The organism is Ancylobacter dichloromethanicus (genome assembly GCF_018390645.1).
GTDB classification, from domain to species: Bacteria; Pseudomonadota; Alphaproteobacteria; order Rhizobiales; family Xanthobacteraceae; genus Ancylobacter; species Ancylobacter dichloromethanicus.
In genome coordinates this window covers 1-25,209 of the sequence record NZ_JAHBGC010000064.1, presented here as the reverse complement: position 1 = coordinate 25,209, position 25,209 = coordinate 1, and the positions used below count along the sequence as shown (strand labels likewise).

General features: G+C 67.5%; 25 protein-coding genes, 1 tRNA gene and 2 pseudogenes. 18 read left to right on the top strand and 10 right to left on the bottom strand.

Annotation, left to right across the window (positions count from 1 at the left end):
• The first annotated feature begins 15 nt into the window (after window positions 1–15).
• The 12 genes from KHC23_RS23765 to arsH all read left to right on the top strand — a co-directional run bounded on the left by KHC23_RS23765 (window position 16) and on the right by arsH (window position 9,262).
• Window positions 16–774, top strand: coding sequence for an amino acid ABC transporter permease (locus KHC23_RS23765; RefSeq protein ID WP_213376186.1), 759 nt, complete (start codon window positions 16–18; stop codon window positions 772–774).
• Window positions 771–1,610 (top strand): amino acid ABC transporter permease, encoded by an 840-nt coding sequence (locus KHC23_RS23760; protein ID WP_213376185.1) that lies wholly within the window; start codon window positions 771–773, stop codon window positions 1,608–1,610. The genes KHC23_RS23765 and KHC23_RS23760 overlap by 4 nt, the downstream gene beginning before the upstream one ends.
• A 5-nt stretch (window positions 1,611–1,615) precedes the next feature.
• Window positions 1,616–2,398 (top strand): amino acid ABC transporter ATP-binding protein, encoded by a 783-nt coding sequence (locus tag KHC23_RS23755; protein WP_213376270.1) that lies wholly within the window; start codon window positions 1,616–1,618, stop codon window positions 2,396–2,398.
• A 58-nt stretch (window positions 2,399–2,456) separates the two neighbouring features.
• Window positions 2,457–2,843: an ArsR/SmtB family transcription factor gene (locus tag KHC23_RS23750; RefSeq protein ID WP_213376184.1), complete on the top strand. Its 387-nt coding sequence runs from the start codon at window positions 2,457–2,459 to the stop codon at window positions 2,841–2,843.
• Window positions 2,836–3,378: an arsenate reductase ArsC gene (locus KHC23_RS23745; RefSeq protein WP_213376183.1), complete on the top strand. Its 543-nt coding sequence runs from the start codon at window positions 2,836–2,838 to the stop codon at window positions 3,376–3,378. Before KHC23_RS23750 ends, KHC23_RS23745 begins: the two co-directional genes overlap by 8 nt.
• 10 nt (window positions 3,379–3,388) lie before the next feature.
• Window positions 3,389–3,826: an arsenate reductase (glutaredoxin) gene (gene arsC / locus KHC23_RS23740; protein WP_213376182.1), complete on the top strand. Its 438-nt coding sequence runs from the start codon at window positions 3,389–3,391 to the stop codon at window positions 3,824–3,826.
• Window positions 3,827–3,844: 18 nt separating this feature from the next.
• Complete coding sequence (gene arsB, locus KHC23_RS23735) at window positions 3,845–4,933, top strand: ACR3 family arsenite efflux transporter (RefSeq protein ID WP_213376181.1); 1,089 nt, start codon at window positions 3,845–3,847, stop codon at window positions 4,931–4,933.
• A 293-nt stretch (window positions 4,934–5,226) separates the two neighbouring features.
• A complete protein-coding gene (locus KHC23_RS24615) occupies window positions 5,227–5,502 on the top strand; it encodes a hypothetical protein (protein WP_246544919.1) in 276 nt (91 codons plus the stop codon).
• A 51-nt stretch (window positions 5,503–5,553) separates the two neighbouring features.
• Complete coding sequence (locus KHC23_RS23725) at window positions 5,554–5,871, top strand: ArsR/SmtB family transcription factor (RefSeq protein ID WP_213376180.1); 318 nt, start codon at window positions 5,554–5,556, stop codon at window positions 5,869–5,871.
• A gap of 41 nt (window positions 5,872–5,912) precedes the next feature.
• Entirely contained in the window at window positions 5,913–7,250 is a 1,338-nt protein-coding gene (locus KHC23_RS23720; RefSeq protein WP_213376179.1) for an NAD(P)-binding protein, read from the top strand.
• Entirely contained in the window at window positions 7,247–8,497 is a 1,251-nt protein-coding gene (locus KHC23_RS23715; RefSeq protein WP_213376178.1) for an MFS transporter, read from the top strand. Before KHC23_RS23720 ends, KHC23_RS23715 begins: the two co-directional genes overlap by 4 nt.
• Before the next feature lie 15 nt (window positions 8,498–8,512).
• Window positions 8,513–9,262 (top strand): arsenical resistance protein ArsH, encoded by a 750-nt coding sequence (gene arsH / locus KHC23_RS23710; protein ID WP_213376269.1) that lies wholly within the window; start codon window positions 8,513–8,515, stop codon window positions 9,260–9,262.
• A gap of 31 nt (window positions 9,263–9,293) precedes the next feature.
• Here arsH and KHC23_RS24610 read toward each other — a convergent pair.
• The 6 genes and pseudogenes from KHC23_RS24610 to KHC23_RS23685 all read right to left on the bottom strand — a co-directional run.
• Window positions 9,294–9,446: pseudogene (locus tag KHC23_RS24610) on the bottom strand (GTP 3',8-cyclase MoaA); the annotation flags it as partial.
• Window positions 9,447–9,552: 106 nt separating this feature from the next.
• Window positions 9,553–12,015, bottom strand: a complete 2,463-nt coding sequence (locus tag KHC23_RS23705; protein ID WP_213376177.1) for an arsenate reductase (azurin) large subunit — start codon at window positions 12,013–12,015, stop codon at window positions 9,553–9,555.
• An 11-nt stretch (window positions 12,016–12,026) separates the two neighbouring features.
• Window positions 12,027–12,551 (bottom strand): arsenate reductase (azurin) small subunit, encoded by a 525-nt coding sequence (locus KHC23_RS23700; RefSeq protein WP_213376176.1) that lies wholly within the window; start codon window positions 12,549–12,551, stop codon window positions 12,027–12,029.
• Window positions 12,552–12,738: 187 nt separating this feature from the next.
• The gene (locus KHC23_RS23695; protein WP_213376175.1) at window positions 12,739–14,061 is read right to left on the bottom strand and encodes a sigma-54-dependent transcriptional regulator; all 1,323 of its coding nucleotides are present in this window, start codon (window positions 14,059–14,061) and stop codon (window positions 12,739–12,741) included.
• Window positions 14,051–15,502: a sensor histidine kinase gene (locus tag KHC23_RS23690; protein ID WP_271188703.1), complete on the bottom strand. Its 1,452-nt coding sequence runs from the start codon at window positions 15,500–15,502 to the stop codon at window positions 14,051–14,053. The genes KHC23_RS23695 and KHC23_RS23690 overlap by 11 nt, the downstream gene beginning before the upstream one ends.
• Window positions 15,503–15,505: 3 nt before the next feature.
• A complete protein-coding gene (locus tag KHC23_RS23685) occupies window positions 15,506–16,390 on the bottom strand; it encodes a substrate-binding domain-containing protein (RefSeq protein WP_213376174.1) in 885 nt (294 codons plus the stop codon).
• Window positions 16,391–16,610: 220 nt separating this feature from the next.
• Here KHC23_RS23685 and KHC23_RS23680 point away from each other — a divergent pair, with 220 nt between their 5' ends.
• From KHC23_RS23680 to KHC23_RS23670, 3 genes and pseudogenes are all read left to right on the top strand, one after another.
• Entirely contained in the window at window positions 16,611–17,654 is a 1,044-nt protein-coding gene (locus KHC23_RS23680; RefSeq protein ID WP_213376173.1) for an ArsJ-associated glyceraldehyde-3-phosphate dehydrogenase, read from the top strand.
• Window positions 17,655–17,656: 2 nt separating this feature from the next.
• On the top strand, window positions 17,657–18,907 hold the full coding sequence (gene arsJ, locus KHC23_RS23675; protein WP_213376172.1) for an organoarsenical effux MFS transporter ArsJ: 1,251 nt from the start codon (window positions 17,657–17,659) through the stop codon (window positions 18,905–18,907).
• A gap of 170 nt (window positions 18,908–19,077) precedes the next feature.
• Window positions 19,078–19,367: pseudogene (locus KHC23_RS23670) on the top strand (hypothetical protein); the annotation flags it as partial.
• A 180-nt stretch (window positions 19,368–19,547) separates the two neighbouring features.
• On the opposite strand, the gene KHC23_RS23665 reads toward KHC23_RS23670, so the two are convergent.
• Window positions 19,548–19,624 (bottom strand) — tRNA-Arg (locus KHC23_RS23665).
• A gap of 80 nt (window positions 19,625–19,704) precedes the next feature.
• A complete protein-coding gene (locus KHC23_RS23660) occupies window positions 19,705–20,919 on the bottom strand; it encodes a glycine hydroxymethyltransferase (RefSeq protein WP_213376171.1) in 1,215 nt (404 codons plus the stop codon).
• A 98-nt stretch (window positions 20,920–21,017) separates the two neighbouring features.
• Between KHC23_RS23660 and KHC23_RS23655 the strand changes: the two genes are divergently transcribed.
• On the top strand, window positions 21,018–21,866 hold the full coding sequence (locus KHC23_RS23655) for a HesA/MoeB/ThiF family protein (RefSeq protein WP_373878528.1): 849 nt from the start codon (window positions 21,018–21,020) through the stop codon (window positions 21,864–21,866).
• 135 nt (window positions 21,867–22,001) lie between these two features.
• On the opposite strand, the gene KHC23_RS23650 is transcribed toward KHC23_RS23655, so the two are convergent.
• On the bottom strand, window positions 22,002–23,003 hold the full coding sequence (locus KHC23_RS23650) for a 2-hydroxyacid dehydrogenase (RefSeq protein ID WP_213376170.1): 1,002 nt from the start codon (window positions 23,001–23,003) through the stop codon (window positions 22,002–22,004).
• A gap of 240 nt (window positions 23,004–23,243) precedes the next feature.
• On the opposite strand from KHC23_RS23650, the gene KHC23_RS23645 reads away from it, so the two are divergent.
• Window positions 23,244–23,786 (top strand): SH3 domain-containing protein, encoded by a 543-nt coding sequence (locus KHC23_RS23645; protein ID WP_271188702.1) that lies wholly within the window; start codon window positions 23,244–23,246, stop codon window positions 23,784–23,786.
• A gap of 4 nt (window positions 23,787–23,790) precedes the next feature.
• On the opposite strand, the gene KHC23_RS23640 is transcribed toward KHC23_RS23645, so the two are convergent.
• Complete coding sequence (locus tag KHC23_RS23640; RefSeq protein ID WP_213376168.1) at window positions 23,791–24,195, bottom strand: tautomerase family protein; 405 nt, start codon at window positions 24,193–24,195, stop codon at window positions 23,791–23,793.
• Window positions 24,196–24,291: 96 nt separating this feature from the next.
• Between KHC23_RS23640 and KHC23_RS23635 the strand changes: the two genes are divergently transcribed.
• Window positions 24,292–25,137, top strand: a complete 846-nt coding sequence (locus tag KHC23_RS23635) for a LysR family transcriptional regulator (protein ID WP_213376167.1) — start codon at window positions 24,292–24,294, stop codon at window positions 25,135–25,137.
• Window positions 25,138–25,209: the final 72 nt, after the last annotated feature.

Sequence of the window (25,209 nt, the reverse complement as noted above, 5' to 3'; positions counted from 1 at the left end):
GCGAGACCTGAACGTATGGATGCAATCGCGGAGTGGTTCAGAACCCTCTACGACACGACCGGCATAAACATCACGGTGGTCTACGACGCCTATGATCGCCAGCGCTTCATCGAAGGGCTGGGCATGACCATCATGTTGAGCGTCGTCACCATTTTCACCAGCCTCGTCATCGGCGTCGCCGGCGCCTGGGCACAGAGTTCGCCGCTCCGGCTGCTCCGGTTCGCCATCAATGGCTTCGTGACGGTATTTCGCAACACCCCGCCGCTGGTGCAGATTTTCTTCTTCTATTTCGGGTTGGGGCAGATATTGCCGCGCGTGGAAGACGCCGACGGCATGCGCGTGCCTCTGATCGACAATGTGGAATGGGCGATCATCTCGCTCTCGCTGTTCGCCGGCGCGTTCAATGTCGAGATCTTTCGCTCCGGCATCGAGGCGGTGCCGCGCACCACCGTCGAAGCCGCGGAATCGCTCGGCTATACCCGCCTCGGCATCTATCGCCATGTCGTGCTGCCTCTGGCGCTGCGCGTGTGCCTGCCGGCGCTCAGCAACAATCTGGTCAATCTGGTGAAGACGACGACATTGGCCTATGCCATCGCCGTGCCCGAACTGCTTTACGTCTCCAAGCAGATATGGACCGACTCGCAGAACGTGCCGGTCATGATGCTGATCCTTCTCGCCACCTACACGGTGCTGGTCGGCATATTGGTGTTCATCATGCACCGCTGGGAGCGCGCGCTGGCCATTCCCGGTTATGGCCAGGGGGCGGGGCGATGACGGAACGCCCATCGGTGCCGTTCGCCGTCCTGCATCCCTACAGGCGCCCGGAGCCTCGGCCGTTTCGGCTCAGGCTTCGCCTGATACATGGCGTCGGTATTGCCGGTGCCGTCGCGCTGATCGGCGGCGCGGCCTTCGCCCAGGGCGGGACCAGCACGCGGTCGGCCTTCGAGGTCATCCTGCAATGGTCGCCGCTGCTGCTGTCCGGCTTCCTGTTCAACATCACCATCTCCGTGCTCGCCATGCTGCTCGGGACGATAGCCGGCATCGCCCTTGGGCTGGTGTTGATCGGGCACAATCCCGTCACCCGCTGGACCGGTTGGGTGTTCACCCAGTTCTTTCGCAACTCACCCTGGCTGGTGCTGCTGTTCTTCGCCATGTTCCTCATTCCCTATGAGTTCCGTGTCGCGGGGACGACCATACCGTTTCCCGACTGGATCAAGGCGGTGATCGGCTTTTCGCTGCCGGTGATGGCGAATGTCGCGGAACTCGTGCGCGGCGCGGTGCGCTCGCTGCCGAGCGGGCAATGGGAGGCGGCGGAATCGCTCGCCTTCTCGCGCCGGCAGACCTTGTGGATGATCATCCTGCCGCAATGCGTGAAGCGCATGCTGCCGCCCTGGATGAACCTCTATTCGCTGGTCACCATGGCCACCGTCCAGGCCTCCATCGTCGGCGTGACCGAGATGCTGACTCTTACCTCCCAGGTCCACGCCGCCGAGGGCGGCCGGCCGGACCTGCTGGCGCCGCTCTACGGCTTCGCCATGCTGTGCTTCTTCCTCTACTGCTATCCGATCGAGCGTTTCACGCTCTATCTCGAACGCCGTTTCAAAGTGTAGCGATGATGCAGCCCACCACGAAAGCCGATCCGACTCCGGGCGGGCTATGGACGCCCGACAAGCCGCTCATTCAGTTGACCGACGTGCACAAATCCTTTGGCGCGTTCGAGGTGCTGCGCGGCATCTCCTTCGACGTGATGAAGGGTGAGGTCGTCTGCATCATCGGCCCGTCGGGCTCCGGCAAGTCGACGCTGATCCGCTGCATCAATGCGCTTGTGCCGATCGATGCGGGGTCGATCCAGGTCGAGGGCCAGGAGGTCCACGACCCCAAGCTCGACAAGCTCGCCCTGCGCCGCAAGGTCGGCATGGTTTTCCAGCAGTACAACCTGTTTCCGCATCGTACCGCGCTGCAGAACGTGATGATGGCGCCGGTGCACGTGCTGCGGCAGGACCGTGACGAAGTCGAACAGCGTGCCCATGCGCTGCTGAAGAAGGTTCGCCTTTCGGGCAAGGAAAACGCCTATCCCGGCGAGCTTTCCGGTGGGCAGCAGCAGCGCGTGGCCATCGCCCGCGCCCTCGCCATGCGGCCGGACGTCATGCTTTTCGACGAGGTGACCGCCGCGCTCGACCCGGAGACGGTGAAGGAGGTGCTGATCACCATCCGCGAACTGGTCGAGGAGGGCATGACCTGCATGCTGGTGACCCACGAGATGGGTTTCGCCCGGGAGATCGCCGACCAGGTCTACTTCACCGACCGGGGCGTGATCGTCGAGCATGGCGCGCCGGACGAGTTCTTTTCCGCGCCCAAGGACGAGCGTACCCAGGCCTTTCTGAGCCAGATACTCTAGAAATCCAATTTCGGCGCTTTCTCCTTGTTTATTTCCATATGTCGTGTATCGTCGACATATGGACAGTGATCAAGCTCTTTCCGCCTTCGCGGCGCTCTCGCAATCGACCCGGCTCGATGTGTTCCGCCTGCTCGTCGCCCATGAGCCCGAGGGCCTTGCCGCGGGGGAGGTCGCGCGAAGGCTGGACGTGCCGCACAACACGCTCTCCAGCCATCTCGGCATCCTCGCCCGCGCCGGGCTGATCGTGGCGGAGCGCCAGAGCCGCCTGATCATCTACCGCGCGCGGCTCGAAGCGGTGCGTCATCTGGCTTCCTTCATCCTGAAGGACTGTTGCGGCGGCAAGCCCGAAATCTGTGCCCCGCTGATCGCCGATCTCCAGCCCTGCTGCCCGGCAGGGGTTCATCCGGCAGAAGCCAACGCCGCCAAGGAGGCGCGCCATGTCTGACACGACGCCGCTCGGCCACGTCTACAACGTCCTGTTTCTGTGCACCGGCAATTCCGCCCGCTCGATCATGGCCGAATCGATCCTGGCCAAGGACGGGCACGGGCGTTTCCGCGCCTTCTCCGCCGGCAGCCAGCCCAGGGGCGAGGTGAACCCTCTGACCCTGACGACGCTGCGCAGCCTCGACTACCCGACCGAGGGCCTGCACTCGAAGAGCTGGGGCGAGTTCGCCGCCGCCGACGCGCCGGTGATGGATTTCGTCTTCACTGTCTGCGACGGCGCCGCCGGCGAGACCTGCCCGGTGTGGCCGGGCCAGCCGATGACCGCGCATTGGGGCATCGAGGATCCCGCCGCCTTCGTTGGCCCCGAGATCGAGAAGGAGGCGGTCTTCGCGCGCACCTTCCGCTACCTCAAGAACCGCATCACCGCCTTTGCCGCCCTGCCGATCCGCAGTCTCGACACCATGACGCTGGGCGCGAAGCTCAACGAGATCGGCCGCAGCGAGGGCGCCACCCCGCTTCGGCGCGACGTCGCCTGAGGAGAGCGCCATGTCCGCCGAGACGAGCGCCGTCACCATCTATCACAACCCGGCCTGCGGCACCTCGCGCAACGTGCTCGGCCTCATCCGCAATGCGGGTATCGAGCCGGCGATCGTCGAATATCTGAAGACGCCGCCGAGCCGCGAGGAACTGGGGTCGCTCATCGCCCGCATGGGAATACCGGTGCGCGCCCTGCTGCGTCAGCGGGGGACGCCCTATGCCGAGCTGGGCCTCGACGATCCCGCGCTCGGCGACGAGGCCCTCCTCGACGCGATGATGGACCATCCCATCCTCATCAACCGCCCGATCGTGATCACCCCGCTCGGCGTGAAGCTGTGCCGCCCGTCGGAAACCGTGCTCGATCTGCTGCCGACCCGCCAGCGCGGCGAGTTCCGAAAGGAAGATGGCCAGTTGGTCGTCGATACCCACGGCAACCGCGCCGCCTGAACGAGAACCGGAGCCCCCATGTCCCAGACCCTGGCGCTCGCGCCCCGCCCGGCCTCGCGGCTGTCCTTTCTCGACCGCTATCTCACCGTGTGGATCTTCGCGGCGATGGCGCTCGGCGTCGTGCTCGGCACCGTGTTCACCGGCCTGCCGGAGGCGCTGAACACGCTGTCGGTCGGCTCCACCAACCTCCCGATCGCCATCGGGCTGATCCTGATGATGTACCCCCCGCTCGCCAAGGTGCGGTACGAGGAACTGCACAGTGTGTTCGCCGACAAGCGGGTGCTGGTGCTCTCGCTGGTGCAGAACTGGCTGATCGGCCCGACGCTGATGTTCGCGCTCGCCGTGATCTTCCTGCGCGACCACCCGGAATACATGACCGGGCTGATCCTGATCGGGCTGGCGCGCTGCATCGCCATGGTGCTGGTGTGGAATCAACTGGCCCGCGGCGACAACCAGTATGTCGCCGGACTGGTGGCGTTCAACTCGATCTTCCAGATCCTGTTCTTCTCCACCTATGCGTGGCTGTTCCTCACCGTGCTGCCGCCGCTTTTCGGCCTGGAGGGCAGCGTCGTCGATGTGAGCTTCTGGACCATCACCGAGGCGGTGCTGATCTATCTCGGCATCCCCTTCCTCGCCGGCTTCCTCACTCGCCGCGTCCTCATCGCGCGCAAGGGGGCGGAGTGGTACGCGAACGTGTTCCTGCCGAAGATCAGCCCGATCACGCTCGGCGCGCTCCTGTTCACCATCGTCGCCATGTTCAGCCTCAAGGGCGGCGATCTCGTGCGCCTGCCGATGGACGCGGTGATCATCGCCGTCCCGCTGACGATCTATTTCATCGTCCAGTTCCTCGTCAGCTTCGCCATGGGCAAGCTGATCGAGGCCGACTATCCCCGCACCACGGCCATCGCCTTCACCGCCGCCGGCAACAATTTCGAGCTGGCGATCGCGGTGGCTATCGCCGCCTTCGGCCTTGCCTCCCCGGTGGCTTTCGCCGCTGTCATCGGGCCGCTGGTCGAGGTGCCGGTGCTGATCTTTCTGGTGCATGTCGCGCTGCGGCTGGGCAGGAGCTGGTTCCCCGCCACGGCGCCCTCCGGCACGGCAACGTGAGCGACACCGATCTTGATGTCGTCGTCATCGGCGGCGGCCAGGCAGGCCTCGCCACCGCCTATTATCTGCGCCGGCAGGGCTGAGCTTCGTCGTTCTCGGTGCCGGCGAGGGGCCGGGCGTAGCGTGGGTTCACACCTGGGACTCGCTGCGCCTGTTTTCACCAGCCGCCTTCAGCTCGCTGCCCGGCTGGCCGATGCCGGCGGGCGAGGCCGCCGCTTTTCCGGCCCGCGACGAGGTGATCGCCTGTCTCGCCCGCTACGAGCAACGCTACGGCTTCCCGATCGAGCGTCCCTGTGTCGTCGAAGCCGTCGAGCCCGCCGCATCTGCGGTCCCTCGGCTGCGTCGAACCGGATGGGCGGGTGGAGGTGGTCGATCAGCGCGCGGTGGCCCAGCCGCGCCTGTGGCTGGCCGGTTATGGCAACTGGACCGGTGCGGCGTCCGCCACGCTGATCGGCGCCGGACGGATGGCGCGTGAGCTGGTTCCCCGGATCGTCGATGCCCTGGTGGCAGAGGACCGCACGCCACCTGTTGAAGCGCCTGGGTCCTGTGGCCGAACCCTATTTCGATAAATACCGAAATATGGCTTGACCACGAGGCTTGGCGGCCTCTAACCTATTTCCATGAAGTTGGAACAAGCCTCCCGTCAGCTTGAAGCGCTGGGAAATCCGACCCGTCTGCAGATCTACCGGACGCTGGTCCGGGCCGGTCATTCCGGCCTGGCGGTCGGGGGGCTGCAGGAGCGGATCGGCATCGCCGCCTCGACCCTGTCGCATCATCTGAAGCGCCTGGTCGACACCGGGTTGGTGACGCAGGAACGGCAGGCGACGACGCTGATCTGCCGTGCCCATTATCCCGCCATGCACGCGCTGATCGGTTATCTCGCCGATGAATGCTGTGCCGACGCCGAAGACGTCGTCGCGGAATCCACCGTCGGCTGATCGCCTTGGCCCGCATGTCCAATATGCCGGAAGGACCGACTATGAGCCCCGCATGTGACACCGACCTTCCGGTCGCCATTATCGGCGCCGGCCCCGTGGGACTTGCCGCCGCCGCCCATGCAGTGAGGCGCGGCCTGACCCCGGTGATTTTTGAACGGGGGGCTGCCGTTGCCACGGCGCTGCGCAGCTGGGCGCATGTGCGTGTCTTCACCCCGTGGAAGTACAATGTGGACGCCGCCGCCCGGGCTCTCCTGCTGGAACAGGGCTGGCGGGAGCCGGACCCGGACCTTCTGCCTACCGGCGCGGAAATCGTCCGCGACTATCTGGAACCGCTGGCGCATCATCCTGCCCTTGCGCCGAACCTGCACTGCGGTGCCGAGGTGCACGCCATTGCCCGCACCGGCCTCGACAAGCTCACCACAGCCGGCCGCGCGCAGGCGCCGTTCCAGATCCTCTGGCGCGATGCGGATGGCGCCGAGTGGCGCACCGAAGCCCGCGCCGTGCTGGACGCCTCCGGCACCTGGCACCGGCCCAATCCCCTCGGCGTCGACGGCCTCGCCGTTCCCGGAGAGGCCGAGGCGCAGGACCGCATCGGCTACGGCATTCCCGATATTCTGGGGTCTGCCCGCGCGAACTATGCCGGCCGGCGTGTTCTGGTGGCCGGCAGCGGACATTCCGCGATCAATGCGGTGCTGGACCTGCTTCGCCTCCAGGAGGAGGCGCCGGGATCGAGCGTCATCTGGGCCCTGCGCCGCAACGGGCTGGAGAAGATGCTGGGCGGCGGTCTCGATGACAAGCTGGCCGAGCGCGGCGCCCTCGGGCTCGCGGCGCGGCAGGCGGTAGAGGCCGGCCGCCTTGCGGTGCTCGCGCCGTTCGCCGCCCGGCGGATCGAACGCGCGGGCGACAGCTTGACCCTCGCGGCGACCGTGGCGGGCCGCGCGCAGACCCTCACGGTCGACCGGATCATCATCGCCACCGGCTCGCGGCCGGACCTGTCGCTGTGCCGCGAATTGCGGGCGGCGCTCGACCCGATTGTCGAGGCTCCGCTGGCGCTGGCGCCGCTGATCGACCCCAATCTGCATTCCTGCGGAACCGTGCCGCCGCACGGCGCGGTGGAACTCGCCCACCCGGAAGCCGGCTTCTATATCGTCGGCTCGAAATCCTATGGGCGCGCGCCGACCTTTCTGATGATGACCGGCTATGAGCAGGTGCGCTCCGTCATCGCCGAAATCGCCGGCGATCATGCGGCGGCGCGCGATGTGCGCCTGGTGCTCCCCGAGACCGGCGTGTGCAGCACCGCGCCGCGCGAAGCCGGGACGGCGTGCTGCGGTCCTGCACCCGCTGCAACACCCTCCGCCTGCTGTGGAGTCCGTGCGTGAGCGAGAATATTCTCGGCGCGGGCGTGGAAGAACACCGTCCGCCCGGCGCGCGCAGCCTGTTCGTTACCGGCCTCGGCATCGGGCAGGTCTGCTCCTGGGGCTCGCTCTATTACAGCTTCCCGCTGATCGCCGAGGCGATGGGCCATGAACTCGGCTGGTCCAAGAGCGCGCTCTATGGCGCGGCCACGCTCGGCCTCGCGCTGGCGGGGCTCGCCGCTTATCCGATCGGTGCCGCCATCGACCGCGGCCATGGCCGGGCGATCATGACCATCGGCTCGGTGCTCGCCGGACTGCTCCTGCTGCTGTGGTCGCAGGTCGAGTCCATGGCGCTGTTCTATGTCGCGGTGGCCGGCATCGGCGCGCTGCAGGCGGCGACACTGTACGATCCCGCCTTCGCCGTCATCGCCCGCCGATCGGGCCCTTCCCATGCGCGCGCCGGCATCACCGCGCTCACCCTGTGGGGCGGCTTCGCCTCCACCGTGTTCATCCCGCTGGTGCAGTTGCTGCTCGACCAAGTCGGCTGGCGCGACGCCCTGCTGGTGCTGGCGGCGATCAACATCCTCATCTGCGCCGGCTGCTACTGGGCGGTGATCGACCCCGCCGCCGACGCGCCGACGCATCGCGCCTCCAGCGGACCGGCGCCCCTGAGCGGCCGGGCGGCGGTGGCGTGGGCGGCGCGCCAGCCGGTGTTCTGGGCGCTGGCGGTGGCTTTCACCGCCTATTCCGCCGCCTTCTCCGCCTTTACCTTCCACCTCTACCCGCTGCTGGTGGAGAAGGGCTTCGAGACCGCCTCGGTGGTGGCCGCCATGACCCTCATCGGCCCGGCGCAGGTGGCGGGGCGCATCGCCATCTGGGTGTTCGCGCCGCGCGCGCCGGTGCGGCTGATCGGCTCGGTCACGGTCGCGATCTTCCCGCTGGCGCTGATCGGGCTCGATGTGCTGCCGCCGAGCTTCCTGCTGATCGCCGTGGTGGCTCTGCTCTATGGCGCGGCCAACGGCATCACCACCATCGTGCGCGGGCTGTCCGTGCCGGAAATGCTGACCCGCGAGGCCTATGGCGCGGTGAACGGGGCGATGTCGGCGCCGAGCACCATCTCCCGCGCGCTCGCCCCGCTTGGCGCCGCGCTGATCTGGTCGATGTCGGGCTCCTATGACGGCGTGCTGCTCGCCATCATCGCCCTGACTGTTCTACTCGCTGTCGGCTTCTGGCTCGCCGCCTTGCTGTCGCGCCGCGCTCCTGCTGTCTGAGGTCCCCGACGAATGATGATGCCCGACGATTTCACCGACGCCCTCGACACCGCCCATCTCGACCGGCCGGAGATGGCCAAGCTGGCGCCGGCCGCGCCAATGACGCATCCGCCGCGTGTCCTGCTGCTCTATGGCTCGCTGCGCGAGCGTTCCTATAGCCGGCTGTTGGTCGAGGAAGCCGCGCGGCTGCTCGCCGCGATGGGGGCGGAAACCCGCATTTTCGATCCGCGCGACCTGCCCCTGCCCGACGCCGTGCCGGCGGACCATCCCAAGGTGCAGGAATTGCGCACCCTGTCGGAATGGTCGGAAGGGCAGGTCTGGTGCAGCCCGGAGCGGCACGGCACCATCACCGGCGTGTTCAAGAGCCAGATCGACTGGCTGCCGCTGGAATATCGCGGCATCCGCCCGACCCAGGGCCGCACGCTGGCGGTGATGCAGGTGAGCGGAGGCTCGCAGTCCTTCAACGCCGTCAACACGCTGCGCGTGCTCGGCCGCTGGATGCGGATGGTCACCATCCCCAACCAGTCCTCGGTCGCCAAGGCGTTCCAGGAATTCGACGAGGCCGGGCGGATGAAGCCGTCGCCCTATTATGACCGCGTGGTCGACGTGATGGAGGAACTGGTGAAGTTCACCCTGCTGACCCGCGACCGCCGGGACTACTTCACCAGCCGCTACAGCGAGCGCCGCGAAGCCGCGCTCAAGGCAGCGGCGGCGGAGGCGGACCTCTCCACCATCGCCATGACGGGGACGGCGCCGTCGCGGTGATCGGCAGGCGTCCGCTGTTGTGCTGCCGGGCTCAGCCGCCGGTCATGCTCATATGGCGGCGCACGGCGGGGGCCTGGCCGGGGCGGTCGATGACGAAATCATGCCCCTTGGGCTTGCGGAAGATGGCGTCGTCGAGCGCCGCGTGCAGCCTCTCGTCGCTCTCGGAGGCGCGCAGCCCTCCGCGTCGAGCGGAGAGGAGGGTCGGACATTCATCACGGGGTTCCCGGAAGGCCGCGGCGTCTCAGGGCAGGGAATCGGGCCGTCGCCGGGGCGACGACGGCCCTTTGCCGTCAGAAGATGTATTCCTTCGACTTGAAGGTCAGGTGCTCGACGGATTTGGGCGCATCGGCGATCTTGCGGATGCTGCCCCAGGTCTGCTTGTAGTTGGGAATGACGAACTCGTTGACACCCGCGGAGACGACATTGCCCTGGACGCCGGTGGGATAGCCGAACAGCATGAAGGCCTGTTTCGGCTTGGCCGTCGGTGTCGGATAGGCCATGGCCTGGGTCGAGCCATTGTCGTTGTAGATCTCGACGAGATCGCCTTGCCGAAGCCCGAGATCGGCCATGTCCACCGGGTTCATCTCGATGAACGGATAGGGCCAGCGGTCCATGACGAACTCGTTCTCGACATCGAGATAGGCGCTCTGCCACACCAGATTGGCCCGGCCATTATTGATCAGGAACGGGAACTTGTCCTTCTCGGCCTGTTTGCCGGGCGCCTCCAGACCCCGCCACTGCGTCGCTGCGAACACCGCCTTGCCGTCCGGCTTGTTGAACTTGCCGTCGGCGAAGAGCCGCTTGGTGCCGACGATCCTGCCATTCTCCACACTGGTCGCGGGCTCCTGGAAGCCGTTCGTGCCCATGCGCCGCAGCAGGTCGTAGGTGACGAACTCGCCGCCCTTCTCGTGGCCGTGATAGCCGTCCATGAAGGCGTCCTCCTCGGTCTTCCAGTCGAAGCCGGAGAATTTCGCCGCCACCTCGGCCTTGCCCATCTCGCCGAACACGCGCTGCATGTTGTTGGCGATGCGCGCGGCGATGAGACAGTCCGGCATGGCGACGCCGGGCGGGTCCATGTAGCGCTCGGTGAGCCGCATGCGGCGCTCGCCATTCATTGAGGTGAGGTTCATCTCGCCCGAGGTCGCCGCCGGCAGCATGACGTGCGCCGCCTCGCCGACCTTGGTCGGAACGATGTCCACATCGACGGAGAACAGGCCGCCCTTGCGGATCGCGTCCATGATCGCCGCCACCATGGCGGGCCGGTCGCCATAGGGAACCGCGTTCATGGCGTCCTTCACCATGTCGGTGCGCTTCTTGTAGACGCGCTTGAACTCCATGGCGTTCAGCGTGGTCTTGTAGTGGTCGCAGCCCCAGATGTGGTGGACGCCGCCCTTGCCCTCGATCAGCAGCTTGTCGACATAGGCGGCGGGACGTCCGACATGCGCGTCCGAGGGGCGCGAATAGCCTTCCTGATGGCCGCCCATGCGCACGCAGCCGCCGCCCGCCCGACCGATATTGCCGGTCGCCAGCGCCAGGTTCACCAGCGACTGGTTGGTGCGGTAATTGTCGTTGCCCCAGATCAGGCCCTTCTCATAGGCGAACATGGCGCGCCGGCGCGCGCCGCCGGCCTTGGGTTCGGCGATCCAGTTGATCGCCTTGACGATATCGGCCTGGGAAAGCCCGGTGATCTCCGCGGCTTCAGCGAGCGACACCTTGTTGGCGGCGACCGCCTCGTCGAAGTCTTTCGTGGAAGCGCCAATGAAATCCCGGTCGACCCAGCCCTTCTCCGCCGCATAGGTGAACCAGGCATTGAACAGCGCGAGGTCGGTACCCGAGTTGAGCGCGAGATGCAGCACGTTGTCCTTGCCGGCCTCGATCTCGCAGGCATTGACCGTCACCGTGCGGCGCGGATCGAGGATGACGATCCGGCCCGGGGCCACCGGCTCGTCGCCGAACTCGGCCTTCTTCTTGTCGAGCGAGGTGCCGCGCAGGTTCGGCACCCAGTGGTTCAGGAAGTAGTTGGTCTGGGCTTCCAGCGGGTTGGTGCCGACGGCGACGATGGTGTCGGCGAGCTGGGCGTCCTCGTAGCAATTGTTCAGTTCGCCGACACCCATGTCGCGCGAGCCGTGCACTTCCGAATTATAGGCCGGGCGGTTGTGGATGCGGATATTCTTGACCTTCATCGCCCCGAAATAGAGTTTTCCGGTGCCCCAGGTGTTTTCATAGCCGCCGCCGGCGCCGCCATGGTCGAAGGCGGAGACGAACAGCCCGTCCTCGCCCTGCTCGGCGATGACGGCGGAGGTCACCCGGGCGACGAGGTCGAGCGCGTCCTCCCAGCTGGTCGGCTGCAACTGGCCGTAGCGCCAGACCAGCGGATCGGTGAGGCGCTGAAGCTGCGTGTTGCGCTGGCGCGAATAGCTCATCTCCGCGATGCGGGCGCCACGCACCGAGCCGAGGCCGGAGTTGACGGTGCATTCCCGGTCCGGCTTGATGACGATGTGGACGTCGCGCCCTTCCTGGCGGACGAGATTGTACATGGACGGGGCGTACCAGGCGGGCGTGTCCGCGCCCTGCTGCTCGGCGAGGTCGACGCCGAAAGCGTTGTCTGCCGGGGCCGTGCCGCCCTCGTAGCGGGCATCCCAGCTATAGGCCTTGTAGCCGCAGCCGACGATGCAGTAGTGGCAGACGACGTTCTGAACCTTGGCGTTGGCCGGGACGATGGGCAGCCGGCCGATCTGGCGCTTGTAAGCCATTGTTTCCTCCCTCAGAGCACGTTCGACAGGCGGCCATACAGGAGCTCGTCCACGCCTTCGGCGTAGATGTCGCCCTTGTCATCGATGCGCAGCGTGTATTGGGGGAGGTTCTGCGTCGCCTGTTCCCAGACCTGCTGCCCGCCCTTTTCGCAGTCGAAGCGGGAATAGTGCCCGGGGCAGTTCAGCGTCTTGTCACCGGTGGAATAGGCCAGCGGATATCCCTTGTGCGGGCACACCGTGGAGAAACCGACAATGTCCCCGTCGGGACCGGCGCCGCCCGCCACGCGCGTGCCGAGCTTCAGCAGGACACCGGGCGCATCGTCGTCGGGATAGGCGACGTCGAAGGGCTCGTTGGCCGTGAGATCCTTCAGATTGGCAAGTCGGTTCACCGGGTACTTCACCAGCGCCGCCGCCGGATCGGCGGCCCGCGCTTCTGCCGGCAGCACGGTGGCCGCGGCCGCCCCGGCGGTCATTACGCCGGCGCCCGTCAGAAACTGGCGGCGGCCGGCATCTACGAGGCTTTGGCACCTCTTCATTTTAGCTCCCTCCGATCATGCAGGTCCGCGTGCGGACGGCATTGCTCTGCAGGAGGCGCGCCAGTTTAGAATAGTGATAAAAATCAAAAGCTTAGGTTTGCCCAGCCGGGCGTGTCAGAGCCCCGCGTTCGACAATCCGAACATGGTGCGCCGCCGTGGGTTCGGATTGCCGAACATGGAGCTGGCGCTACGGTTCGGCGCCAAGTCCGAGACGGCGCATCTTCTCCCACAGGGTGGTGCGCCCGATGCCGAGCAGCCGCGCGGCCGATGTGACCTCGCCCTGCGTGCTGGCGAGCGCGCGCAGAATGTGCCTCTTCTCGGCATCGAGGCGCGCTTCTTCCAGCGAACCGAGCTGGTGGGCATCCTCGTGGCGAGACGGGACCTGTTCGGGAAACAGGTCGCCCGGCATGATCCAGGGCCCCATGCCGAGGGCGATCGCCCGTTCCATGCGGTTGCGCAGTTCCCGGATATTGCCCGGCCAGGAATGGGCGAGGGCCGCTTCTTCGGCGAGGGCACTTATGCCGCTGGTCTGGGTCGCCAGCCGGCCGGCGAGTTCGGCGAAGACGCGTTCCATCAGCCAGGGAATATCCTCGCGCCGCTCGCGCAGCGGCGGCATGCGCACGGCGACGACATTGATCCGGTAGTACAGATCCTCGCGGAAGCTGCCGGCGGCCACACGGCGGGGAAGATCGGCGTTGGTGGCGGTGACAAGCCGGCCATTGAACTGAAGCGGCTGCTCGCCGCCAACGCGATTGAAGCTCCGGTCCTCGATCAGGCGCAGCAGCTTGGCCTGCAGCTCGGGGCGCAGCTCGCCGATCTCGTCGAGGAAGAGCACACCGGTTCCGGCCCGCTCGGCATAGCCCAGATGCCGCTGCGTGGCGCCGGTGAACGCACCCTTCTCGTGACCGAACACCTCGCTCTCCAGCAGATCCGCCGGGATGGCGGCGCAGTTGACGGCCATGAAGGGCGCGGCGGCGGCCTCTGACATGGCGTGGAGGAAACGGGCAGCGACCTCCTTGCCGGTCCCCGTCTCGCCGGTGATCAGCACCGTCGAACTGACCCGGGCGAGGCGCCGCAGCAGCCGCTCGGTCTCCCGGATGGCCGGCGAGACACCAAGTGCGGCCTGGTCGCCGTCTCCGGGCGGGCGCATCAGATCGCCGAGGCGGGCGAGAAAATCCTCCATGTCGAAGGGCTTGGTGACATAGTCCGCCGCGCCGGCACGCATGAGGCGGACGGCCTGATCGATGTCGCCATGCGCCGTGATGAACAGGAAGGGTGGCGCGTTGGCACCGCGCGCGGCTTCTCGGAACACCGCTTCGCCCGTTACGTCGGGAAGCCGGATGTCGCAGATGATCGCCTCGAAACGGTGCCCGGCGATTTCGCCCAGCGCGGCCTGCCCGGCCTGCCACCATTTGACCGCCATGCCTTCGAGCGTGAGCCGCTGGACGAGGCTCTCCCCCATGATCGGGTCGTCCTCGACCAGGCCGATCCGAACCGGATCAGGCGACATTGGCCAACTCCTCGTCGCGGGTGAAGGGGATCGACACGCTCACACAGGTGCCCGCATCCTCGGCGGAGTCGACACGGATGGTTGCGCCGAGATCGCTGAGCAGCCGGTGGGTCATCCACAGGCCGAGGCCGGCTCCCTCGGTCAGGGGGCGCGCACCGGCGGCACCGGTCAGCAGCGCGGCCGCCTCGCGTGGCAGGCCCGGGCCGCGGTCCCGCACCTCCACCAGCAATTGCCGGCCGGCAACCGTCGCCGAGAGGACAACGGTCGCCCCTTCAGGCGATGCCGCGACGGCGTTGAGCAGCAGGTTCAGCACCGCCTGCCGCATCGGCGTGCTGGGCAGCGGCACGCTGCCCTCCAGCGTGTTGAAAATGGTGAGGCTGATCCCTCGCCGGCGGGCCTCTGGGGCGATGAGCAGGCCGAGATCTTCAATGTCCGTGGCCATCAGGTCGCGCCGGCTGCCATCCGTCCGGTAGAGCGCGAGCGTCGTGCGCACCACGTCGCGTATGCCGACCAGGCCGCGTTCGAGCAGGCCCACCGATCCGACGCGAACGCTCTCGATATGGCCGTGGCTCTTGACGGTCGCGAGCGCATTGAAGAGACCGCCGAGCGGGTTGTTGATCTCATGGGCCAGCGCCGACGCCAGCCGTCCGAGGCTGCCGAGGCGCTCTTCCTCGGCCAGCCGCTTGGACAGTTCCTGCCGCTCCGCCGTCGAGTGGACCAGCGCGTTGTAAGCCTGAAAGAGGCGGCCGAATTCGCCATGGCTGGCGGCCACGATTTCCGGCGCAATGGGCGCCACGTGAGCCTCGCGCGCATTGCCCAGATGGTCGGACAGGATACGGATCGGCCGCATCATCCGTGCCACTAGCAACCAGCCGGCCGCCGCCAGCAGAAGGGTCAGGACACCGTTGGTCAGTACGAGTGCCGTCAGCACGTCCCGTCGCTCGACCGCGAGATGACGGGTGTCGAAGCTCGCATAGATCGTCCCCACCTTTCGACCGGGATAGGAGAGCACGCGCAGGGCATAGGCGCGGTCCGCTCCGGAATCGAAGCGGAAGGTCTCCCGCCCGGTGGCGGCGGCGATCGCGGCCGGCACGCGTGTGCCGACCGGACGGGCTCGTGGATCGGAAGCGGCGATCACGTGATTGTCCGCACCGGCGACGATCGCCTCCACCGGACGCAGGCTCTTGTTCAACTGCTGCGCCCGCTCGATCGCGTCGAAGACCTCCCAGACATCATCGCGCAGGATCGAAGGCGCCACCGCCGAGGACAGTCCGTCGAGATAGCTCTGGGTGAGCTCGCGAAGATGACGCTCCTGCGTGTCGTCGAGGCGCGACAATACGCGCTCGGAGAGTACCACGCCGACGAGAACCATGAGCGCGGCGACCGCCAGCGGCACCTTCAGGGCCACCGGCCAGCCGCGGGGATCGAGAGACCGCCGCACCGGCTAGCCCTCGGTCGCGACGATGGCCGCCTTCGCGGCGATCGTGTCGAAGAGCGCAGCGTCCTCGCGCACGAAACCGTCGAGCCGCAGCATGGCGAGGATGGCGCGTCCGTCCGCATCTTCCGACATGTTCAGCAGGGCGGCGGAAAGGCGCGCGAGATACTCCTTGTCCAGGGCCGCCCGCGGGGCGGCGATGGGCGGGAAGCCGAGCCATTCCGATCGCCTCAGGATACGGGTGCGGGCGGTGAGTTCCGGTTCCATCTCCGCGACGACATCATAGACATAGCCGTCCACCGATCCGGACGCCGCCAGCCCGGAGGCGACGGCGCGAATGACGTTGCGATGTCCATAGGTGAAGAATGTCCGCCCGAAGAAGGTCTCGGGCCGGGTGTGGGCCTCGGCCAGAGCCGCGCGCGTGACCAGGAACCCGGAATTGGAATCCGGGTCCGAGAAGGCGTGCACGTCCCCCTTGAGGTCGGCGAGGCGGTCCGCGCGGCGATCGGCATCGACAATCAGATAGGACTGATAGAGCGGCTCGCCGCGCCATTGCGGCACCGCGACCAGCTGCAGCTCGGTCGCGTGCATCACATAGGGGTAGCCGCAGATCCAGGCCGCGTCGATCTGTCTCGAAATAAGAAGGGCGATGATCTCCTGATAGGTGCGGCGTGTGATGAGATTAATCGGGGCACCTGTCGCTAGGGAAAGATATGTTTGCAGGCGATCAAGAAGTTCCAGGTCAGAGGTGAGAAATACTGGCGTCAAACCGAAACGTATATCCGCCGGATTTGCTTTGGACGTATGAGGATAAGCCACAATCGAAGTGGCGAGCGTCACTAGCGTCGTGGCAAAGGCGCGCCGATTCAACCCGAAGAACGTTTCCCGAGACATGGCGTTTCCTGTTCGTAGTTCTTCTTGTTCCAATCAGGCTACCGCTTTTCACCGCCAACGGAAATAGATGGAGCGATCAAATGCGCGCCGATCGGGGTCTTGCGGCGCGCGGTCGTCACCGAACTGTCATTCCAGGCTGGTAGGGGCGCAGCGAGCCCGCGAAACGCACGCACGGATGCGTGCCGCACACGTCAAGCATCCATCCCAGGGGATTTCGCGCATGAGAGTCGGCATCAACGGCATGGGGCGGATCGGGCGGCTGGCGCTGCGCGCGGCGATGGGTGCGGCCGAACGCCAGCAAAGCGATCCGCGCGCCGGAAACCGGCTCGACATCGTCCATTTCAATGAGATCAAGGGCGGTGCTGCGGCGACCGCCCATCTCATCGAGTTCGACAGCGTGCAGGGGCGCTGGCGGGCGCAGATCGAGACCTCGGGCGAGGAGGCCGTCACCATTGATGGCAAGCGCGTCTCGTTCTCCGCCCATGCTGCGCCGGCGGATATTCCGTGGGGCGATCTGGGCGTCGATGTCGTGCTGGAATGCACGGGAAAGTTCCTGACCCCCGCCGTCCTGCAGGGGCATCTGGACAGGGGCGCCAAGCGGGTCATCGTCGCCGCGCCGGTGAAGGACCCTTCCGTCCTCAACGTCGTCGTCGGGGTCAACGAGCACCTTTATGAGCCGGCAACGCACCCCATCGTCACGGCGGCGTCCTGCACCACCAACTGCCTCGCGCCGGTGGTGAAGGTCGTGCACGAGGCCATCGGCATCCGCCACGGCCAGATCACCACGATCCACAACCCGACCAACACCAATGTGGTGGTCGACGCCCCGCACAAGGATCTGCGCCGCGCGCGTTCCGCCATGCTCTCGCTCCAGCCCACCACGACGGGCAGCGCCACCGCCATCGCGCTGATCTATCCCGAGCTGAAGGGCAAGTTGAACGGCCATGCGGTGCGCGTGCCGGTGCTCAATGCCTCGCTCACCGACGCGGTGTTCGAGATGCAGCGCCCGACGACCGTGGCGGAAGTGAACGAACTGTTCCGCTCGGCGGCGGAAGGGCCGCTTGCCGGCATCCTCGGCTATGAGCCGCGCCCGCTGGTCTCCGTCGATTATGCCCGCGACACCCGGTCCTCCATTGTCGACGGGTTGTCGACGATGGTGACCGACGACACGCTGCTGAAGGTCTATGCCTGGTACGACAACGAGATGGGCTATGCCTGCCGCATGGTCGATCTGGCCTGCCACATGCACAAGGTCGGGATTTGACCATGACGGGTTCCTCAGCGAGCGGGCTGCGCAACTACGCCATCGTGACGGCGGCCTATTGGGGCTTCACGCTCACCGACGGCGCCCTGCGCATGCTGGTGCTGTTCACTTTCTTCCAGCTCGGCTACTCGCCCTTCACCCTGGCTTTCCTGTTCCTGCTCTATGAGGCGGCGGGCATCGGCGCCAATTTCATCGGCGGCTGGCTGGCGGCGCGCTATGGCATCACCCGCATGCTGACTGTCGGGCTGGTCACCCAGATCGCCGGTTTCCTGCTGCTCTCGGCGGTCTCGCCGGAATGGGGCAGCACGCTGCTGGTCACCTGGGTGCTGCTGGCGCAAGGGGTGTGCGGCGTCGCCAAGGACCTCACCAAGACCGCTTCCAAATCGGCGATCAAGATCACGGAATCGCAGGCCGGCGGCGAGGCGGAAGGCCGGCTGTTCAGATGGGTGGCCTGGTTCACCGGCTCGAAAAACGCGATGAAGGGCGTCGGCTTCTTTCTCGGCGGGCTGCTGCTACAACTGGTCGGCTTCCGCTACGGGCTGTGGCTGATGGCGGGGGCGCTGTTCCTCGTCATGCTCGGCGTCGTGTTCTCTCTCCCCGCCATGATGGGCAGGGCCAAGGCCAGCAGCAGCGCCCGCGAGCTGTTCGCCAAGTCGAAGGGCATCAATCTTCTGGCGGCCGCCCGCGTCGCCCTGTTCGGCGCGCGGGACGTGTGGTTCGTGGTCGGCGTGCCGGTGTTCCTTTATGCCAGCGGCTGGACCTTCACCATGGTCGGCGCCTTCCTCGCGCTGTGGACCATCGGTTACGGGCTGGTGCAGGCGGCGGCGCCCTCGCTGGTCGCGCGCAGCCCCGACGGCCTGTCGCGCGAGGTGCCGGCGGCGCGCGGCTGGTCGCTGGGTCTGGCCATCGTTCCGGTGCTGATCGCCGCGATCCTCGCTCTCGCGCCGCCTGATCCGACCGTCGTTCTGGTCGTCGGGCTCGCGGTGTTCGGGATCGCCTTCGCGGTGAACTCCTCCGTGCACTCCTATCTCGTGCTCGCCTATGCGGGCTCGGAAAAGGCGGCGGAGGATGTCGGCTTCTACTATGCCGCCAACGCGGCCGGCCGTTTCATCGGCATCCTGGCTTCCGGTCTCCTCTATCAGTCGGGCGGCATCCTGGCCTGCCTCATCGGATCGGCGGCGATGCTGTTCATCTGCTGGATATTCACGCTTGGCCTGCCAACGCAGGCGGACACCAAACCCGTGGCCGCCTGACGGGAGCGCCCCTGCGGTCCAGTCGGCCCGCGGACAATCCACACCGCCCGTTCGGCGACGAACGGCGCGTTCGGGTTTTGCCTCGCTGACGAGATCGGCCAGCGCGACCGGCAGCGTCGACCGGGCCACACGCGCCAGCCTCGTGGCCGACGACTAATCAGGCTTCGAGGATCGCCTCCAGGAACGCGAACTCGTCCTTCTTCGGCAGCAAGCCGTTCCGGCTGATCCTCCCGGACCTCGGCGGCCTCCATCCAATTTGGAGGCCTATATCGACCGGCATCGGCGGGTGCTGCTCGAACATGCCGCCGATCCGGGCACGCTGTTCGTCAAGACGGTCAAGCTGACCAGCAAGGATACCGCCTATTGCCAGAACACCTTCTATGAAGCCTGGCGTCTGGCGATACAGCGCTATGGCATCCACAACCCCCGCACCGGACGTGGCGCCATCAAGGGCCTGCTGCGGGTGTGGGAGGCGGCTTAGCGGCAAGAGGGCGAGATGCGCGAATCTCTTCGCCGCCCGCGCTACGCGCCGGCACGCCGCCGCACGCCGCAACCTGCTTCCGCGGTGCTCCCGCGGCGGGACAGAGGCGGATAGCCCCAAGAGGCAGGATTGATAAGTCACTGATTTTGCGCTAGAAAATGGCGCACCCGGCACGATTCGAACGTGCGACCTTTGCCTTCGGAGGGCAACGCTCTATCCAGCTGAGCTACGGGTGCCTGCGGCGCGATCATTGCGCCGGGTCGCGTCTTCATAATCGAAGCGTCGCTCCCCGGCAACGGGGACGTAGCTGCTTTCGTCAGCGCGCGAGCAGGGCCGCGATCCGTGCCGGCACGTCGCCCGCCACCGTCCGCGGCGATACGCCCTCGGGGCCGGTGAGGAGGGCGGCGAGGAGACCGGCGACCTCTTCCATCGCCAGTGCCCCGAGCCCGAGCGTCGCCAGAAACTGCGTTCCGACCCGCAACGCCGTCCGTCCCGGCCGGGTGATGTCGGGGCAGAGGCCGACAATCACCCCGCTCGCTGCCAGCGTCGCGATCAGCGCCCGCGGCTCGACATCCGGGTCGATCGGTATCAGGAACTGGTGCGTGTGGCCCGCCTCAGGCGCGATCACCGGCAGGCCGCGCTGCCGGCAGGCGCTGGCGAGGGCGGCGGTATTGGCGACGATGCGCGCCGCGTAGGCGGCGGCGCCCGTCCGCATCGCCACCAGCAGGCGCAGCAGCGGCGGCAGCAGGGCGGCGTTGTAATTGGCGAGGAAGCGGGCATCAAGCAGCCGGGCCAATGCCTCGCCCTGGGCGGGATCGCGCCCGAGCACAAGGCCGTGCGGCATGCCGGGCAGGGTCTTGTAGGTCGAGGTCACCAGCACGTCGACGCCTTGCGACAGCGGGTTGGGATAGGTGCCGCCGGCGATCAGCCCGGCGACATGGGAGGCGTCGAACACGGTCGTGGCGCCCACCGCGCGCGCCGCCGCCACCACCTCGGCGATGTCGTCCGGCCGCACCATCACGCTGCGCCCGAGCATTACGAGGCGCGGCCGGCGCTGCTCCACCATCCGCGCCGCGCCGGCGGTGTCGAGGCAGAGGCCGGTGGCGTCGAAGGGAAGCTCGGCGCAGGCGAGCCCGGCAAGTTCCGGCGTGCCGCCGCGCCGCTGGCTCAGATGCCCGCCATGCGCCGCGCCCGGTGCCAGCATGAGGTCGCCCGGGCGGGCGAAGGCGTGGAATACGGCAAGGTTGCACAGGGTGGCGCTGGGCAGCCGCGGCTCGGCCCAGGCGGCGCCGAACAGCGCGCAGGCTTCCTCCCGCACCGCCACCTCGAAGCGCGAGACCATCTCGGTGCCGGGCTGCTCCTTGTCGAAGCTCGGGCCCATGGCGGGCATGGCGCCGAGGCCCGGCGCGGTCGCGGCGCTCACCTCGGGGGAGGGCAGGTTGGCGCCGGCATAGAGCACGAGGCGGTGGCGCGCGAGAGTGTCGGCATGGTCGCGCGCGGCGGCAAACAGCGATGCGTGGTCCGGGTTCATGGAACCGGGATAGCGGTTAATCGTCCGGCGGCCAATGGGGGATTCATCCCTCGCGCGGCTGTGGCGGGCGGGGCGTTCATCGCTATATTAGGCGCGCCATGACCGATGTTCCGCCCGATGTTCCCGCGCCCCCGCGTTCCCCGCTGTTCTCGTCGGAGGAAGTGGAGCGCTACGCCCGCCATCTCGTGCTCTCCGAGATCGGCGGACCCGGCCAGCAGAAGCTGAAGAAGGCGCGCATGCTGGTGGTCGGCGCCGGCGGGCTGGGCGCCCCCGCGCTGATGTATCTCGCCGCCGCCGGCGTCGGGCATCTCGCCGTCATCGACGATGACGAGGTGTCGCTGTCGAACCTGCAGCGTCAGGTCATTCACACCACCGGTGCGGTCGGCCGGCGCAAGACCGAGAGCGCCGGCGCCTTCATTGCCGCGCTCAATCCGCATGTCGCCTTCGAGGGCATCGACGCCCGGCTCACCGCCGACAATGCGCTGGCGCTGGTTGCGCAAGCCGATGTGGTGATCGACGGCTCGGACAATTTCGCCACCCGCTATCTGGTCTCCGACGCCTGCGCGCTGGCAGGCGTGCCGCTGGTCTCGGCCGCGCTGGGGCGCTTCGACGCCACGGTGACCACGCTGCGACCGCATGAAAAGGGCCCGGACGGCACGCCGAACCCGACCTATCGCTGCCTGTTTCCGGAGCCGCCGCCGGCCGGCACGGTGCCGAGTTGCGCCGAGGCCGGGATTCTCGGCGCGGTGGCGGGCCTTGCCGGCTCGCTGGTGGCGCTGGAGGCGATCCGCGCCGTGGTGGGCTTCGGCGAGGGGCTGGTGGGGCGGCTGCTGATGATCGACACCCGCTCGATGCGGTTCGAGACGCTCAATTACGGCTGGGACCCGGACAACCCGCTGACCGGGGAGAACCCGACGATCCGCGATCTCTCGGCGCACGCGCGCTGAAGCGCCTGACCGAGCCATCCTTCGAGGCCCGGGCTGAGCCCAGGCACCTCAGGATGACGATCTGCCGGACGAAGAGCCCGCGTCATGCTGAGGCGCGAGCGTAGCGAGCCTCGAAGCACGCAGGCACCCGCGCCCTCACAACATCGCCGGCAGCACCCGGTCGGGCGGGCGGTGGCCGTCCATGAAAGCCTTGATGTTGACGATCACCTTCTCGCCGGTGTCGACCCGCGCCTCGACCGTGGCCGAGCCCATATGCGGCAGCAGCACCACCTTGCCGGCGCGGGCGAGCTTGAGCAGCTTCGGGCTCACCGCCGGCTCGCGCTCGAACACGTCGAGGCCGGCGCCGGCGATCTCGCCCTGCTCGATCATGCGGATCAGCGCGTGCTCGTCGATCACCTCGCCGCGCGCGGTGTTGACGATGTAAGCATCGGGCCGCACCAGCTTCAGCCGCCGGGCGGAGAGCAGGTGGAAGGTCGCCGGCGTGTGCGGGCAGTTGACGGACAATATGTCCATCCGCGCCAGCATCTGGTCGAGGCTGTCCCAATAGGTCGCCTCGAGGTCCTCCTCGATATGGGCGGGAAGCGGGCGGCGGTTGTGGTAGTGGATCTGCAGGCCGAAGGCGCGGGCGCGGCGGGCCACCGCCTGGCCGATTCGCCCCATGCCGATGATGCCGAGTCGCTTGCCCCAGATGCGGTGGCCGAGCATCCAGGTCGGCGACCAGCCCGGCCACGCGCCGTCATCGGTGGTGATGAGCGCGGCGCCCTCGGTGAGGCGGCGCGGCACCGCCAGAATCAGCGCCATGGTCATGTCGGCGGTGTCCTCTGTGAGGACGCCGGGCGTGTTGGTGATGGTGATGCCGCGCGTGGTGGCGCCGGTGACGTCGATATGGTCGACGCCATTGCCGAAATTGGCGATCAGCTTGAGATTCGGGCCGGCGGCCTCGATCACCTTCGCGTCGATGCGGTCGCAGATGGCGGGCACCAGCACGTCGGCGGTGGCCATCGCCTCGCACAGGTCGGCCTGGCTCATCGGCACGTCGTCGACGTTGAGCCGCGCGTCGAACAGTTCGCGCATGCGGGTTTCGATCTTGTCGGGCAGCTTGCGCGTCACGACGACCAGCGGCTTCCTGCGGGCCATGTTGCTCCCCGTACGATTCCCCCGCGGCGATCAAGCTCCCGTTAACGCTACGGGCTCCACACTTGCGCCAAAACCGGGCGACGCGTTCCTTAGCAGACAGGTCGGCGAAACACAAAAATGCACCAATTCGCGGTGCAGGCGTGTTCGCACGATCGCGCTGCCGGGCAGCGCCGCCGCGATGGGCGAAGGGTGATTGAGACGATGCGTGGAAACTGGCTTCGAGGCAGGACGAAGCTGCGGGTGACCTATTTGCTGCGGGCTTCGGCGGTGGTGTGGGGCCTGTGCGCCGCCGCCCTGCCGTTCCCGCCGGCCGCCATTGCGCAGGAGGCGGCGCCGACCGGGCCGGTGGGCCGTGCCAGCGGCCTGCCGGTGCCGCGCTTCGTCAGCCTGAAGGCGGACAAGGTGAATGTGCGCGCGGGCCCCACCCGTGACCATGGCGTGGCCTGGGTGTTCACCCGCGCCGGGCTGCCGGTGGAGATCACGGCCGAGTTCGAGAACTGGCGGCGCATCCGCGATGCCGACGGCGCCGAGGGCTGGGTCTACCATTCCATGCTCTCGGGCCGCCGCACGGCGCTGGTGACCCCGTGGAAGTCCGGCGAGGAGATTCCGCTCTACGCCGAGCCCACCACCAAAGCCGGCCTGCGCGCCCGGCTGGAAGCCGGCGTGCTCGGCAAGGTCGAGCATTGCGACGGCAAATGGTGCCATTTCTTCGAGAACGGCTTCGACGGCTATATCGAGCAGGAACGCCTTTGGGGCGTCTATCCCGGCGAGAAGCTGGAGTGACGAACTAGGCGGGGCGGGCGGCGATGTACCGCCGTTCCTGGGTCAGCCCGCCATAGCCATAGGCATCGCCGCGCGCTTCCACCACATGCACATAGCTCTCCGCGTGCAACGGGCCCAGCAACTCGCCGAAGGCGGTGAAGGTCGCGGCGACGAAGGCGGCCTTCTCGTCCTTGGTGTTGGTGCCTTCGGTCACGCGGATGTCGAGCCAGAAGGCGGCGAGTCCGGCCTCCTTCAGGCTCCTCCCGGCGCAGAACCAGTGGGCCGGGTCCGCCGGTTCGACCAGAACGGCGGTGACGGACGGGTCCTTGCCCAGCCATTCCTGCCCCAGTTGCGCGGCGCGGCGGGCGAGGGCGGCCTCCAGCGCCGGTGTGGATGAGGGAACGGCGAATCGGATCTGGATCATCGGCATGACGGGTCTCCCTGAGCGGTGTGTGAGGGGAGTCGTAACGCGGTTCCTGCCATGCGATAACGCTATCATTGAAACTATCAGTGATAGTGTTTTGTTATGAATGAGCGCCCCCTCGACCTCGATCTCGTCCGTGCCTTCGTGCATGTGGCCGAACTCTCCAGCTTCACCCGCGCGGCCGAGGCGCTGGGCGGCACCCAGGCCGGGGTGAGCCTGAAGCTGCGCAAGCTGGAGGAGCGGCTCGGCCGCACGCTGCTGGAACGCACGCCGCGTCTCGTTCGCCTCACCGGCGATGGCGCGCTGTTCCTGGAGAGGGCCCGCCGGCTGCTGGCGGCGGAGCGCGAGGCAAGGCTGTGGGATGCCCGTCCCACCCGGCGGCTGCGGCTCGGCATCAGCGATCACACCACGGGCGACACGCTGCCCGGCCTGCTGCGCCGGCTGGCGGCGGTCAGTCCCGACATCGTGTTCGACATCCGCATGGGATTTTCACGGGCGCTGCTCGACGCCTTCGATGCGGGCGCACTCGACGCCGTGGTGGTGCGGCGCGAGGGCGACCGGCGCGCCGGGGAACTGGTGCGGCAGGACCGCTATGGCTGGTTCGCCGCCGCCGACTGGCGAGGCGAGGGCGCCCCGCTGCCGCTGGCCTTGCTGGCAGCCCCGTGCGGCGTGCGTGCGCTGGCCGTCGCGGCGCTCGATTCGGCCGGCATCGCCTGGCGCGAGGCCTTCACCGGCGGCAGCGTCTCCTCGGTCTGCGCGGCGGTGGTGGCGGGGTTGGCGGTGGCGCCGCTGGCGGCTCATCTGGCGCCCGTGGGCAGCGTCGATATGGGGCCGGCGCTGGGCCTGCCCGCCCTGCCGGCGGCGCGCGTGATGCTGATCGCCCGTGCCGGCGACGCACCGGCAAAGGCCGCGCTGCGCGAACTCGCCGCCTTCCTGCGCACCGGCTGACCGAGCCGCACAATAAAACCCACATTTCCCAAGTAAGGCGCTGATTTCGCTGTCCTGACCATTATATTTCCT

Bases quoted from the DNA above. Each gene is read 5' to 3' on its own strand.
- KHC23_RS23765 (WP_213376186.1), top strand. From the start codon at position 16: ATGGATGCAATCGCGGAGTGGTTCAGAACCCTCTACGACACGACCGGC.
- KHC23_RS23760 (WP_213376185.1), top strand. From the start codon at position 771: ATGACGGAACGCCCATCGGTGCCGTTCGCCGTCCTGCATCCCTACAGG.
- KHC23_RS23755 (WP_213376270.1), top strand. From the start codon at position 1,616: ATGCAGCCCACCACGAAAGCCGATCCGACTCCGGGCGGGCTATGGACG.
- KHC23_RS23750 (WP_213376184.1), top strand. From the start codon at position 2,457: ATGGACAGTGATCAAGCTCTTTCCGCCTTCGCGGCGCTCTCGCAATCG.
- KHC23_RS23745 (WP_213376183.1), top strand. From the start codon at position 2,836: ATGTCTGACACGACGCCGCTCGGCCACGTCTACAACGTCCTGTTTCTG.
- arsC (WP_213376182.1), top strand. From the start codon at position 3,389: ATGTCCGCCGAGACGAGCGCCGTCACCATCTATCACAACCCGGCCTGC.
- arsB (WP_213376181.1), top strand. From the start codon at position 3,845: ATGTCCCAGACCCTGGCGCTCGCGCCCCGCCCGGCCTCGCGGCTGTCC.
- KHC23_RS23725 (WP_213376180.1), top strand. From the start codon at position 5,554: ATGAAGTTGGAACAAGCCTCCCGTCAGCTTGAAGCGCTGGGAAATCCG.
- KHC23_RS23720 (WP_213376179.1), top strand. From the start codon at position 5,913: ATGAGCCCCGCATGTGACACCGACCTTCCGGTCGCCATTATCGGCGCC.
- arsH (WP_213376269.1), top strand. From the start codon at position 8,513: ATGATGCCCGACGATTTCACCGACGCCCTCGACACCGCCCATCTCGAC.
- KHC23_RS23705 (WP_213376177.1), bottom strand. From the start codon at position 12,015: ATGGCTTACAAGCGCCAGATCGGCCGGCTGCCCATCGTCCCGGCCAAC.
- KHC23_RS23700 (WP_213376176.1), bottom strand. From the start codon at position 12,551: ATGAAGAGGTGCCAAAGCCTCGTAGATGCCGGCCGCCGCCAGTTTCTG.
- KHC23_RS23695 (WP_213376175.1), bottom strand. From the start codon at position 14,061: ATGTCGCCTGATCCGGTTCGGATCGGCCTGGTCGAGGACGACCCGATC.
- KHC23_RS23685 (WP_213376174.1), bottom strand. From the start codon at position 16,390: ATGTCTCGGGAAACGTTCTTCGGGTTGAATCGGCGCGCCTTTGCCACG.
- KHC23_RS23680 (WP_213376173.1), top strand. From the start codon at position 16,611: ATGAGAGTCGGCATCAACGGCATGGGGCGGATCGGGCGGCTGGCGCTG.
- arsJ (WP_213376172.1), top strand. From the start codon at position 17,657: ATGACGGGTTCCTCAGCGAGCGGGCTGCGCAACTACGCCATCGTGACG.
- KHC23_RS23660 (WP_213376171.1), bottom strand. From the start codon at position 20,919: ATGAACCCGGACCACGCATCGCTGTTTGCCGCCGCGCGCGACCATGCC.
- KHC23_RS23655 (WP_373878528.1), top strand. From the start codon at position 21,018: ATGACCGATGTTCCGCCCGATGTTCCCGCGCCCCCGCGTTCCCCGCTG.
- KHC23_RS23650 (WP_213376170.1), bottom strand. From the start codon at position 23,003: ATGGCCCGCAGGAAGCCGCTGGTCGTCGTGACGCGCAAGCTGCCCGAC.
- KHC23_RS23640 (WP_213376168.1), bottom strand. From the start codon at position 24,195: ATGCCGATGATCCAGATCCGATTCGCCGTTCCCTCATCCACACCGGCG.
- KHC23_RS23635 (WP_213376167.1), top strand. From the start codon at position 24,292: ATGAATGAGCGCCCCCTCGACCTCGATCTCGTCCGTGCCTTCGTGCAT.